This window comes from Mesorhizobium sp. M1334 (assembly GCF_040317995.1).
GTDB lineage: Bacteria > Pseudomonadota > Alphaproteobacteria > Rhizobiales > Rhizobiaceae > Mesorhizobium.
Genome location: NZ_JAMYLM010000003.1, coordinates 325,972 through 339,014 on the forward strand (window position 1 = coordinate 325,972; position 13,043 = coordinate 339,014).

Genomic DNA, 13,043 nt, shown 5'->3' on the forward strand with positions numbered 1-13,043 from the left:
CTGAAGCATCGCGGCAAGCTCGCTTCCAGACTTGTGGACAAAATCAGAGGCTTGGTACCTGAGCGCATATTCGTTGGCGACGATCGGTCCTTGCCGAAGCGACGGCCATAGACCAACCTGCTGGGCCGGACAGGTGGTTCCAATGAGCGAATTTTTCATCGATCCAAAATTCGGCCGCCTGGCCTTCGGCGCCGATCCCGGCAGCTATCACGCGACGCGACCTGGCTATCCTGATTGGGTATTCGAAATTCTATGTGAGCGGTGCCGTCTCGCGCATGGCACGGCGACGTTCGAGATTGGCGCAGGTACAGGAACTGCAACGCGCCGCTTACTCGAACTGGGCGCGAGCCCGTTGCTCGCCATTGAGCCGGATTCCCGCCTCGCGACTTTCCTTTGCGAGACTATTCAGGACAAGGCGCTCTCGGTGAGCGTCTCTGCGTTTGAGGATGCCGTCCTTGAGAAGGCCGGTTTTGATCTCGGTGTCAGCGCCACTGCCTTTCATTGGCTGGATGAGGACACGGCGCTGATCAAGGTCGCAGAGCTGCTTCGGCCGGGCGGCTGGTGGGCAATGGTCTGGAATGTATTCGGCGACGACAGTCGCCCCGATCCCTTTCATGATGCGACCAAGGTGCTGCTTGATGGGCCTTCGAGCCCGTCGGCGGGCTCAAATGGTATTCCGTTCGCCCTTGATGCCGAGGCCCGCGTGGCGGCACTGGAGCGAACCGGCGCGTTCGATGCCATCGAACATCGGACAAGTGTCTGGTCGCTCGTCCTCGATCCTGACCAGACAGTCGCCCTCTATGCCACTTTTTCCAATATCAACATCCGCAGTGACCGCGAAGCAATCCTGGCGGAGCTGGGTCGCATCGTCCGCGACGAGTTCCAAGGCTCCATAACCCGCAATATGACCACCAGCCTCTACACTGCGCGGCGCAGCTGACCGTCTGACTTTTCCGCTAGCGCTGCGAAGCCTTGCCTTCGATCGCCCTGCCCCAGTCGAGCAGCGGTTTTGCCCGCATGACGAAGTCGACGAGTTCGTCGACCAATCCAGCTCCGTAGATATCCGCCGGCTCGATTGCGTGCCGGACGGCGAAATGCCGGTTGCGGATGGCGGCCACGAGATCGGGCTCGATAACGTGCTCGAAGCCGCGCGGCGTGCGCTTCATACAGCCGTCCGGGTCGAGCTCGAGACCATTCTTCTTCAGCGCCGCGACGAGCGTGCGGAACTCAGCCGGCCGCTTTGCGATGGCGTTGCGCAGCGCCAGCAATAGCTCCGGTCCGGGCTGCCACCAGGCAACAGCGGCAAAGCAGCGCTCGAGCCCGATGTGAATGTAAAACACGCCCTGTTCCATCTTGGTGCCGTCGGGCGAAAGGATCGCCGACAGATGCCGGTTGTAAGGCCGTTTGTCCTTGGCGAAACGCACGTCGCGATTAATCCGGAACAGCGACTTCTTGCGGTCGCCGCGCAGGCCGAGCCCTAATGCCGTGAAGCGCTCGGAGAGCGCCTCGACCAGATCGCCGAAGGGATTGCGCAGGTCCCGCTCGAAGAGCTCGCGGTTTTCCAAAAACCACTCCCGGCTCTGATGAAAATCCAGTGCCTTGAGGAAGGGAATGGCCTTGTCACCAAAACCATTGAATTCAGCCGGCATCACGAGCCCTTGCCGATCCGCTCGAGCCAGGCATCCTCATCGATGACTTCGATACCGTGTTCGGCAGCCAGCTTGAGCTTGGAGCCAGCACCGGGCCCGGCGACGACGAGGTCGGTCTTCGCGGAAACCGAGCCGGCGACCTTCGCGCCGAGACGTTCAGCCATCGCCTTCGCCTCGGGGCGCGTCATCTTTTCGAGCGTGCCTGTAAACACGATCGTCTTGCCGGCGACCGCACTATCGGCTGAGACGTTCACTATGTACGGCTTCGGGTGGACCTGCGTGAGCAGCGCTTCGAGCACGGCGTCGTTGCGTTCATTGCCGAAGAAATCGCGAAGAGCGCCTATCACCGTATCGCCGATGCCGTTGATCGAAGGAAAAACGCTGTGTGGATCGGCTGCCGCTGCTGTCTCCTTGCCAATGCGGATCAACTCCTCGATCGTCGAGAAGGTTCGGGCGAGCACAGCGGCCGTCGTTTCGCCGATATGGCGGATGCCCAGCGCAAAGATGAAGCGATCAAGTTCCGGTTCGCGGCGAGCGTCGATGGCAGCGAAGAGCTTGTCGAGACCTTCATAGTTGCGTTCCTCGACACTTCGCACGTTCTTGCGCGTCTTGCCCGAAGCAGCCTCACGCTGTCTTGCCTGCTCCTCCCGCCGCTCCGCCAATGCCTTGATGACGGCGGGACGGCGATCCCGGAGAGTGAAGATATCGGCTGCTGTCTTGATCAACCCGGCATTGAAGAACAGGTCAATGTTTTCAGCGCCCAGACCTTCGATATCCATGGCGCCGCGCGACACGAAGTGGCGTAATCCTTCCACGGCCTGCGCAGGGCAGATCAGCTCGCCGGTGCAACGTCGGCGGGAATCTTCCTTACCGGTCTTCTCGTTGATCTCGCGCGTTGCCGGCGAGCCGCAGATCGGACATTTATGCGGGAATTCGTAGGGCACGGCATCTGGCGGACGCTTGTCCACGAGGACGCTGACGATCTGCGGAATGACGTCCCCCGCCCGCTGGATGACCACCGTGTCGCCGATACGTATGTCGTTGCCGTCGCGGATCGGCTGGCCGTTGCTGTCCAGACCCTTGATGTAGTCTTCGTTGTGAAGCGTGACATTTTCGACCACGACGCCGCCGACCGTGACGGGCGCAAGCCGGGCAACGGGCGCCAGCGTACCGGTACGGCCGACCTGAATGTCGATCCTGCGCACGGTCGTCATCGCCTGTTCGGCCGGAAATTTGTGAGCGATGGCCCAGCGTGGTTCGCCGGTGACGAAGCCCCATCTGCGCTGCAGCTCCAATTGATCGACCTTGTAGACCACGCCGTCGATGTCGTAGCCAAGCGATGAGCGCTGGGCCTCGATGAGGTGATAATGCGCGATCAGTTCGTCGACCGACTTTGCCCGGACCATCAGCGGACTGACCTTGAACCCCCACTCCGCGAATTTTTGCACGGAATCGTATTGGGTCGGAGCTGGATCCTTCGAAGTATAGCCCCAGGCGTAGGCAAAGAATTTGAGGTTGCGGCTGGCGGTAACGGACGGGTCCTTCTGACGGAGCGACCCGGCCGCCGTATTTCGCGGATTGACGTAATCCTGGCCGCCGATCGCCGCCGAGCGTTGCTTCAGTGCCTCGAATTCCGCGTAGGTCATATAGACCTCACCGCGTATTTCGATGACCTCGGGCCAGCCCGATCCCTTCAAGGTCTTGGGAATGTCGGCGATGGTCTTGAGATTGGCTGTGATGTCCTCGCCGACGACGCCGTCGCCGCGCGTTGCCCCCTGCACGAACACACCGCTTTCATACCGCAGGGAAGCCGATAGCCCGTCGATCTTCGGCTCAGCCGTGAAGGCGATGTTCAGATCCTTGTCGCGATCAAAGAATCGCCGGCCCCGTTCTATGAAGTCCGCGACGTCCTGGTCGCTATAAGCCTTGGCCAGGCTGAGCATCGGCACCGCGTGCCGCACCTTGGCAAAACCTTCCGCCGGCGGCGCGCCGACCCTGCGCGAGGGCGAATCCTCGCGCACAAGATGCGGGAACCGCTGTTCGATGGCGAGGTTGCGCCGGGTCAGCGCGTCATATTCCGCATCCGTGATTATTGGCGCGTCCTCGCCGTGGTAGCGCCGGTCGTGCTCGGCGATCTCCTGCGCCAACCGCATCAACTCGCTTGCCGCCTCGCTTTCGCTGAGCGAACCGACTGGTTTTTCGTCCATGCACTGCTCCCTCCACGGTGGCGCGACACAATAGAACAGGATTTTCTCATGAGGGAGAGACCAGACATCGAAAATCATTCCTGAACAGCAGGATGGCGCCATACCCTGACTCAGGTCGCGAGCGCCGGAAACGAACTCGTCTGGAGCAATTCCAGGAAAACTGTGAAACGGTCTTCCGTCCGGAATTGCGCAAAACAAAGATGTAGAGCGGTTCGGCGTTTCCGTGAAACGATGAACCGCTCTAGGTGTTTGATCCTAGGCTGCCGCGGTGTTCTCCCGCAGCAGCCGCTCGGCCGCCGCGCGCGCCTCGTCTGTAATGGTGGCGCCGGCGAGCATGCGTGCGATCTCTTCCTGCCGTGCCGCCCGGTCCATCTCGGCGATGCCGGTCGAGACGCGGTCGGCACCGCCTGATTTGGAGATCAGGAAATGCGTCGCCGCGCGCGCCGCCACTTGCGGTGCATGCGTGACCGAAAGCACCTGCACGCGTTTTGCCAGCCGCGCCAGCCGCTGGCCGATGGCGTCGGCAACCGCGCCGCCGACGCCGGTGTCAATCTCATCAAAGACCAAAGTCGGCGCCGACCCGCGATCGGCCAGCGCGACCTTCAACGCCAGCAGGAAGCGCGAAAGCTCGCCGCCGGAAGCGACCTTCATCATTGGGCCGGGCCTGGTGCCGGGATTCGTGCGCACCCAGAACTCGACCTGGTCGATGCCTTCTTCCATGCGGCTCTCGGCATCGCTTGCGATCTCGACGATGAACTCGGCCCGTTCGAGCTTCAGCGCCGGCAGTTCGGCCATTACCGCCTTGGTCAGCCCGACGGCCGCCGCATGTCGAAGCGACGACAGCTGGGCCGCCGTAATGTCGTAGGCCTGGCGCGCCGCTGCAGCCTGTTTCTCCAGCGCATGCAGGCGCTCCTCGCCGGCGTCGAGATCGGCAAGGTCGGCAGCCATGGTGTCACGCAATTGCGCCAGGTCATCCACGGCGACGCTGTGCTTGCGCGAGGCGGCACGCAGCGAAAACAGCCGCTCCTCAGCCTTCTCCAGCCGCTGCGGATCATATTCGGTCGCGCGAAGTGCTGCTTCGACGCCCGACTGCGCCGCGTCGAGCGACAGCATCGCTTCGTCGAGCGATTTGACGACGTCCTCGAGCAGCCCGGGCGCTTCGGTCGCCTTTCGCTGCAGCCGCCTGAGCAGGCTGGCCAGTTGCGGCAAGGGCGAGGACGGGCCCGAGAGCACATCCTGCGCATCGTGGATTTCCGAGGCGATCTTTTCGGCACGCATCATCGAGGCGCGCAGTTCGGCCAGTTCGGTCTCTTCGCCCGGTTGCGGATCGAGTCTGGTCAATTCGGCGACCGCAGCACGCAGATAATCGGCCTCACGGGCAGCTGCCTCGACTTTGGCCCGGTGCCGTGAAAATTCCTGCTCGCAGGTACGCCAGTGCCGCCACGCCTCGCCGGTTGCCCGGGCAGCGCCGAGATGGCCGCCGAAACTGTCGAGCAACTCGCGATGAGCGCCGGGATCGACCAAAGCGCGCTCGTCATGCTGGCCGTGGATCTCGACCAGCGCACGGCCGATGTCGCGCATCAGCGTCACGCTGGACGGCTGGTCGTTGACGAACACGCGCGTGCGGCCGTCAGCCGTCTGGACGCGGCGCAGGATGATGTCGCCGTCGTCCTCGATGGCATTCTCGGCAAGCAGCATGCGAGCCGCGTGGTTGCGCGGCACGTCGAACACGGCGATGATCTGGCCTTGTGCCGCGCCATGCCGCACCAGTGAAGCGTCGCCGCGGGCGCCAAGCGCCAGCGACAACGCGTCGAGCAGGATAGATTTTCCGGCGCCGGTTTCGCCGGTAAGGACCGAAAGGCCGGACGAGAAGTCGATGTCCAGCTTCTCGATCAGAACGATATCGCGGATCGACAGTCTGGAGAGCATGGTGACGCGCCGCTCAGGCGCCGGTGATCAGCTTCCCGGCCTTGGAGATCCACGATCCGGCATTCTCGCGCGGCTCGAGCCCACCACTCTGCAGGAGCTTGTAGGAGTCCTTGTACCATTGGCTGTCGGGATAGTTGGTGCCGAGCACGGCCGCAGCGGTCTGCGCTTCCGACGTCAGTCCCATCGCATAGTAGCTCTCGGTAAGACGCGCCAGCGCTTCCTCGACATGACGTGTGTTGGAATAGTTCTCCACGACGTTGCGGAACCGTTTGACGGCCGCGATGTATTCGCGGCGCTCGAGATAGTAGCGGCCGATCTGCATCTCCTTGCCGGCGAGCTGATCGTTGGCGAAGCGGATCTTCTCCTTGGCATCGTCGACATATTCGGAAGTCGGCCAGCGCGTCACCAGGTCCTGCATCGTCTGCGCGGTAAGACGCGCTTCCTTCTGGTCCTGGGTGACGTCCTTGATCTGGCGGTAGTAGCTCAGCCCGATAATATATTGGGCATAGGCTGCATCGTCGGTCGACGGGTAGAGGGTCAGGTAGCGCTTGGCCGAACCGATTGCCTCATCGTAATTGCCCTGACGGTAGTCGGCAAAGGCACCCATCACCATCGATTTGCGGGCGAATTCGGAATATGGATGCTGGCGGTCGACGGCATCGAACTTGCGGCTTGCCTCCTGCAGTCGCCCGGCATTCAGATTGGCGAGACCCTGATTGTAAAGCACGTCGGCCGGCTCGGTCTGATCGACATAGGTCGAAAGGTCGACGTCCTTCTCGGACGACATGCAGGCCGACAGAAACAGCGATGGAACGACCACCGAAAGCGCCAGGAAAACAGCCCGCCGCAGCGCCTTCGATTGACCAACTCGCTTGAAAAACATGTTTGGATTCCGCCCTTTCGGCGTCATTTCAGTCGACGGCAGCAGCCATAAACCATAATTGCCTTGCCCGGCAACGCTATCCCCGGCCAATCGCACATTTTTGTGGCGGTTTGGCGCCACCTGGAAAGCTGTGTAATTTGGCCGGCCAGTGATGCATCCATGCAACACAGCCTGACCGCAACGTGGGCCGTAAGACCTTAAGAATCAGATCATCCAGGGCGCATAGAGGGGTGCGTTGACGGCGCTCATCTCCGCAGTACGCCCACGCTCGCGGCGCGTCGTCTCGACGATCTCGAAAGCCGAACGGTCCGACAAGAGACGGCGCAGCGCAGCGGCGTTCAGCCTGTGGCCACCACGATAGGAGCGGAAGCAGCCGATGAACCGGGCGCCGGCGAGCGCCAGATCGCCCATCGCATCCATCGTCTTGTGGCGCGCGAACTCGTTGGGATAGCGCAGGCCTCCCATGTTGATCACGCGGTTGTCGTCGCCGATCACCAGGGAGTTTTCCAACGAGGAGCCGAGCGCATAGCCGGCCGCCCACAGCCGCTCGACGTCCTTCATGAAACCGAAAGTGCGGGCCCGCGCGACGTCACGCCGGAAAATGTCGGCGTTCATGTCGGATGCAAAAAGCTGGCGCCCGATCGCCGGGCTTTCGAAATCGATCTCGATCTCGAAGCGCGTGCCGTCATAGGGCCGGAACTCCGCCCAGCAGGCGCCGTTCTCGATACGAACCGGCTTGACCACCCTGATGTAGCGACGCTTGACCGGCAGCGTTTCGATGCCTGCCTGGTCAATGGCCTCGACGAACATCACTGCGCTACCGTCGAGGATAGGCACCTCATGGCCATCGATTTCGATGACGAGATTGTCGATCCCAAGCCCGAAAAGCGTCGCCATCAGATGCTCGACCGTGGCGATGTGCTCGCCTTGCGGATCGCCGAGCATGGTGCAGAGGTCGGTGGCACCGACCTCGGAAACGAGCGCGCGAAATTCGTGGCTTCCGTTTGCATTCGAAAGCTGGAAGACGACACCCGTATCGGCGTCTGCCGGCAGGAAATGGACAGTGACCGGATTGCCACTGTGAACGCCGATGCCGGTCAGCGTCGCACGCGATTTAAGTGTCGTCTGATAGTCGTGCAAAACAATCCCCATAGCCCGTACTGCCTAGGTCCGCTTCATCTGCCCTGAGGGCGCGGCTCTTAATTGATCGGCAGGCAGGGCCACTTCCCCGAGACTCCCAGCAAACCGACTTTGGTCGGTGGCGAAGATAATGGTCCCGCAGGGAGACTCCAAATCACGGTTTCTTACTCGTTGTAACCGCGGCCCAGCGCGGGATTGCCGCATAAGTCTTTGTTTTAAAAGTGTTTTTAATATTAACAGGCGAACAGTTTCCTGCTCGCCTGTTAACAACTGTTACGAACCGTTAACAGATCAATTGGCCTGTCGGCGCAGGAAGGCGGGAATCTCCAACTGATCGTCTTCCTGGACAGCCCGGCTCTGCGGCGTCAGGCGGCCCTGCTCATCCAGCTGGCCGCGACGCGGTGCGTAAAGCTGCGGATCCTGGCTGGCTAGGCGGCGCACTTCCGCCGGCGCCTGGCGCAGTTTCGGTTCGCGAGGCTGCGCCGGCTGCAGTCTTGCAGGTTCCTCTTCGCGGCGGGTCAAGCCGTTGGTCAGGCGCTTGAGCAAGCCCATCGGGCCGCTGTTCTCGTGGTCGGCCGGGCGGGCCTTGGCTTCCACTTCGGCCTTCACCTGCGGCGGGAAATCCTCGACCCGCGGCATGCGCTGGGGTGCCGCGGCAACCGGCTGCGGCATTTCACGATGCGGAGCGGGCTGCATCGCTTGCTGAACCGCCGGCTGCATCATTGGCTGCGGCTGAGCGGGAGGCGCCTGGAAGATCTTGCTCTGCGGACGGAAGTCTTCCGCATGGGCGACCGGTGCCGGGCGGGCCTGCGCCATCGCTGCCGCATTCGCCTCGGCGAGCTGAATGGCCTCGGCGACCGGATCGGCAGCACGTGGTTCATAGATCGGTTGCTGGACAGGCGCCGGGCGCATTTCCGTGACCTGGGCCGCCGGGCGGCTGACCGGCTTCGGCGGAGCCGCGCGGATGGCGATCGGCGCGGCAGCGATTTCGGCCGCCGATTTGTCGATGCCGGTGGCGACCACCGACACGCGGATAACGCCTTCGAGTTCCTCGTCGAAGGTGGCGCCCAGAATGATGTTGGCGTCCTGATCGACCTCTTCGCGAATGCGGGTTGCGGCCTCATCGACTTCGAACAGGGTCAGGTCGCGGCCGCCGGTGATCGAGATCAGCAGGCCCTTGGCGCCCTTCATCGAGGTCTCGTCGAGCAGCGGGTTGGCGATGGCGGCTTCAGCCGCGGCCATTGCGCGGCCCTCGCCCGAAGCCTCGCCGGTTCCCATCATCGCCTTGCCCATTTCGCGCATGACCGAGCGGACGTCGGCGAAGTCGAGATTGATCAGGCCTTCCTTGACCATCAGGTCGGTAATGCAGGCAACGCCCGAATAGAGCACCTGGTCGGCCATGGCGAAGGCATCGGCGAAGGTGGTCTTGTCATTGGCCAGCCGGAACAGGTTCTGGTTGGGAATGACGATCAGGGTGTCGACGCATTTCTGTAGTTCCTCGATACCCATGTCGGCCGTCTTCATGCGGCGCTGGCCTTCGAAGTGGAACGGCTTGGTGACGACGCCGACGGTAAGGATACCCTTTTCGCGGGCAGCGCGGGCAACGACGGGAGCCGCCCCGGTGCCGGTGCCGCCGCCCATGCCGGCAGTGACGAAGCACATATGCGTGTTGGAGAGATGATCGATGATCTCGTCGATGCACTCTTCCGCCGCCGCGCGCCCGACTTCAGGCTGCGATCCGGCGCCGAGACCCTCGGTGACATGCGCGCCGAGCTGGATCAGCCGCTCGGCCTTCGACATCGTCAGTGCCTGTGCGTCGGTGTTGGCCACCACGAATTCGACGCCGCGCAAGCCGGCGGTGATCATGTTGTTGACGGCATTGCCGCCGCCGCCGCCGACACCGAACACGGTGATGCGCGGCTTGAGTTCGGTGATGTCCGGCTTCTGCAGATTGATGGTCATTGTCTTCGTCCTTTGCCTTTCCCGCCGCTTCGCCGCCGCGGCCGCCTATGGGGCTGTCCCCGTCAAATTAAAAACTGTCTCTCAACCACTGACTCATTCGATGCAGTTTTCCGCCTGTTCCGGTCATCCGAAGACCGGAAATTCCCTTCGCCGGGCGGCTCTCGAAGCTCGCCATCTGCGGGTAGATCAGAAGCCCGACGGGCGTCGAAAAAGCCGGCCCCTTGGCCGCCTCGGGCAGGCCTGCCACGCCAAGCGGGCGGCCAATGCGCACATTGCGGCCGAGAATGCGGCGTGCTGCTTCGGGCAGGCCGGCAAGCTGGCTGGCGCCGCCGGTCAGCACCACACGCTTGCCGACGGCATTGCCGTAGCCGGACTTGTTCAGGCGGTCGCGCAGCAATTCCAGCGTCTCGTCGATGCGGGCGCGGATGATGCGCGTCATCACCGAGCGCGGGATCTGCAACGGCACCTCGCCGTCCTCGCCGATCGGATGGATGGAAACCAGGTCGCGGTCGTCGGCACTGCCAGGCAGCGCCGAGCCATGCATCACTTTCAGCCTTTCGGCGGCATCGAGCGAGGTCGACAGGCCCTTGGCCATATCCAGCGTGACGTGGTTGCCGCCGATCGCGATGGCGTCGCCGTGGACGAACTTGCCTTCCGAAAATACCGAGATCGTCGTCGTGCCGCCGCCCATGTCGATGCAGGCCGCGCCCATTTCGAGCTCGTCGTCGACCAGCGCGGCAAGCCCGCTGGCATAAGGCGTCGCCACCATGCGCTCGACCGACAGATGCGAGCGGTTGATGCAGAGCTCAAGATTGCGCAAGGGCGCCGCGTCGCCTGTCAGCACGTGCATGTCGACGCCAAGCTGGTCGCCAACCATGCCGCGCGGATCGCGCACACCGCGCTCGGCATCCAGAGAAAAGGCTACGGGAAGCGAATGGATCACCTCGCGCTCGGCCCGCAGAGCCTGCTTGGCGCCGGCGGCAAGCACGCGCTTGATGTCGGCCTCGTCGGCCTCATGGCCGCCGAGATTGATGGTGGCCGAAAAAGCCTCGCTCTTCAACCGGCCGGCAGTCATGTTGACGATCAGCGAATCGACCGTCAGTCCCGCCATGCGTTCCGCGGCGTCGACGGCAAGACGGATGGCGTGCTCGGCGCGGTCGAGATCGATGACGACGCCCGATTTCACGCCTTGCGATTTCTGGTGGCCGATTCCGATCACCTGGACGCGATGCGAGCGTCCGCGCAGCAGCTTGCCATCCTCGCGCGGCTTGAGCTTGGCCACCACGCAGCAGACCTTGCTGGAGCCGACATCCAGCACCGTCAAGATGCCGGACCGGCGCGCCGAAGCATCGCTATTGCCGCCAAGCCAGCTCATATTTTCGTCTCCGGCTTGCGCTTCAGCATCTTGGGCTTTTCGTTGAGCGCGGCCTGGCGCTGTGTCGCCGCCTCCGGCGTCAGCTGGACGACCAGACGATCGGAAAGGCGCATGTCGACGGCAGCGATGTCGCGCGTCAAAAGCCCGTTCTCGTGGTCCATCCTGACCAGGTCGGCAATCGCCTGGTCCTCGCCGTCTTCGGGAAGTTTGATCGTGATGCCGTTTTCAAGCTTGAGATCCCAGCGCCGTTCGCCGATGCGGATATAGCCCTTGATCCGCGCGGCAAGCTCCGGATAGTTCTTGATCTTCGCCAGGAAATCCGGCGCTTTGGCCGGTGCGCCGGTGCCGATGATCAGCGGCAGCAATATCTGCTTGCCGCCGGAGAACGGCGCAATGACGGCGCCGGATTTCTCGATGACCGAAAGCGCGCTGCCTTGCTGCCACAGCGCGAACGGCTCGCGCTCCTCGACGCGCACTTCCAGCGTATGCGGGTAGACCTTGCGCACTGCCGCGGCTTCGACCCAGGGTAGCGTGGTGATGCGTTCGCGCGCGGTTTCGGCGTCGAAGCCGATCAGCGAGGTCCAGCCGTCGAGGTCCAGCCTGTCGAGAATATCGATCTCGGATGTTTCGCGGTTGCCCACAACCTTGACCTGGTCGACGGCAAAGCCGGTGCGGGCGGTGACACTCTGGACGATGGCGTCGGCATGCCCGCCGAGATAGGCGCCATAGGCACTGCTCGAAACAAGCAGTGCCGCCGACAGCATGGCAGCGCAATAGGGCGGCGCTTCGAAGTCGCCTTCGCCGAGGCGCGCCAGCACGCGCACCGGCCGGCGGAGCAGGCGCGGCAGCACGAAATGGTCGAACGACAACGGCATGCCGAACAGCGCCGGCCCGGCCGCGCCCTTCTCCCTGCCCTGTCCCCACTTCAACGCAGACACGAAGCGTCCTCCACCATCCAACTCAACAAATCGCCGAACGAGTGTCCCGCTTGCGCGGCGATTTCCGGCACCAAAGACGTCGGCGTCATGCCCGGCTGGGTGTTGACCTCGAGCCAGACAATTTCGCCGTTTTCGGAGTGACGATCGTCATAACGGAAGTCCGATCGGGAAACGCCCCGACAGCCGATAGCTTGATGAGCCTTGAGTGCCAGTGTCTGTATTTTTTGGTAAATATTCGGTGAAAGTTTTGCCGGGCATTCGTGTTTTGATCCTCCCGCGACGTATTTTGAATCATAGTCGTAGAAGGAATGGCCGGTCGGGATGATCTCGCAGACACCGAGCGCCACATCGCCCATCACCGCGCAGGTCAATTCCCGCCCGTGCACATAACGCTCGACCATGACCGTATCGCCGTATCTCCACTCGGACGAGCCGATGATCTGCGGCGGATGCGACTGGCCTTCATGCACGATGACGACACCGAAGCTCGACCCTTCGTTGACCGGCTTGACCACATAGGGCGGCTTCATCGGGTGCTTGTTCTGGATGGCGAAGCGATTGGCCACCTTCGATTCCGCCACCGGAATGCCGGCCGCCTTGGCGACCTTCTTGGCCTGTTCCTTGTTCATCGCGAGCGCCGAGGCAAGCACGCCCGAATGCGTGTACGGAATGGCGAGGTACTCGAGGATGCCCTGGATGGTGCCGTCCTCGCCGAAAGGGCCGTGCAGTGCGTTGAAGACGACGTCAGGCTTGAGCGCGCTGAGCACCGAGCCGATGTCGCGCGAGACGTCGACGCGGGTGACCTGGTAGCCCTCTCCCTCGAGCGCATCGGCGCAGGCTTTGCCCGACGACAGGGACACGGGCCGCTCGGACGAGAATCCTCCCAGAAGGACGGCCACGTGCTTGCTTGTCATTCCCCGTCATTTCCTCTCGCAGCAGGCCTGCACTATCGTGCATGAC

General features: G+C 62.8%; 10 protein-coding genes. 1 reads left to right on the forward strand and 9 read right to left on the reverse strand.

From position 1 onward, the window contains the following. Nucleotides 1-142: 142 nt before the first annotated feature. Nucleotides 143-940 (forward strand): class I SAM-dependent methyltransferase, encoded by a 798-nt coding sequence (locus NKH17_RS08665; protein ID WP_254818977.1) that lies wholly within the window; start codon nt 143-145, stop codon nt 938-940. Between the two features lie 16 nt (nt 941-956). Here the strand turns inward: NKH17_RS08665 and NKH17_RS08670 are convergent, their stop codons facing one another. The 9 genes from NKH17_RS08670 to NKH17_RS08710 all read right to left on the reverse strand — a co-directional run bounded on the left by NKH17_RS08670 (nt 957) and on the right by NKH17_RS08710 (nt 12,997). Beyond that, nucleotides 957-1,649, reverse strand: a complete 693-nt coding sequence (locus NKH17_RS08670) for a DUF2461 domain-containing protein (protein WP_352898651.1) — start codon at nt 1,647-1,649, stop codon at nt 957-959. Then, nucleotides 1,649-3,856 (reverse strand): NAD-dependent DNA ligase LigA, encoded by a 2,208-nt coding sequence (ligA, locus tag NKH17_RS08675; RefSeq protein ID WP_352898648.1) that lies wholly within the window; start codon nt 3,854-3,856, stop codon nt 1,649-1,651. The genes NKH17_RS08670 and ligA overlap by 1 nt, the downstream gene beginning before the upstream one ends. A 255-nt stretch (nt 3,857-4,111) precedes the next feature. Next, nucleotides 4,112-5,785: a DNA repair protein RecN gene (gene recN, locus NKH17_RS08680; RefSeq protein ID WP_352703490.1), complete on the reverse strand. Its 1,674-nt coding sequence runs from the start codon at nt 5,783-5,785 to the stop codon at nt 4,112-4,114. Nucleotides 5,786-5,798: 13 nt separating this feature from the next. Then, nucleotides 5,799-6,668 carry an outer membrane protein assembly factor BamD gene (locus tag NKH17_RS08685; protein WP_254818981.1) on the reverse strand — a complete coding sequence of 290 codons (870 nt, stop codon included), beginning with the start codon at nt 6,666-6,668 and terminating at the stop codon, nt 5,799-5,801. 204 nt (nt 6,669-6,872) lie between these two features. After that, on the reverse strand, nt 6,873-7,820 hold the full coding sequence (lpxC, locus tag NKH17_RS08690; protein WP_352644706.1) for a UDP-3-O-acyl-N-acetylglucosamine deacetylase: 948 nt from the start codon (nt 7,818-7,820) through the stop codon (nt 6,873-6,875). A 279-nt stretch (nt 7,821-8,099) separates the two neighbouring features. Beyond that, nucleotides 8,100-9,770 carry a cell division protein FtsZ gene (gene ftsZ / locus NKH17_RS08695; RefSeq protein ID WP_254818983.1) on the reverse strand — a complete coding sequence of 557 codons (1,671 nt, stop codon included), beginning with the start codon at nt 9,768-9,770 and terminating at the stop codon, nt 8,100-8,102. 67 nt (nt 9,771-9,837) lie between these two features. Then, nucleotides 9,838-11,145, reverse strand: coding sequence for a cell division protein FtsA (gene ftsA / locus NKH17_RS08700; protein WP_254818984.1), 1,308 nt, complete (start codon nt 11,143-11,145; stop codon nt 9,838-9,840). Beyond that, nucleotides 11,142-12,083 carry a cell division protein FtsQ/DivIB gene (locus tag NKH17_RS08705; protein ID WP_352898643.1) on the reverse strand — a complete coding sequence of 314 codons (942 nt, stop codon included), beginning with the start codon at nt 12,081-12,083 and terminating at the stop codon, nt 11,142-11,144. The genes ftsA and NKH17_RS08705 overlap by 4 nt, the downstream gene beginning before the upstream one ends. Further along, nucleotides 12,071-12,997, reverse strand: a complete 927-nt coding sequence (locus NKH17_RS08710) for a D-alanine--D-alanine ligase (protein ID WP_254818986.1) — start codon at nt 12,995-12,997, stop codon at nt 12,071-12,073. Before NKH17_RS08710 ends, NKH17_RS08705 begins: the two co-directional genes overlap by 13 nt. Nucleotides 12,998-13,043: the final 46 nt, after the last annotated feature.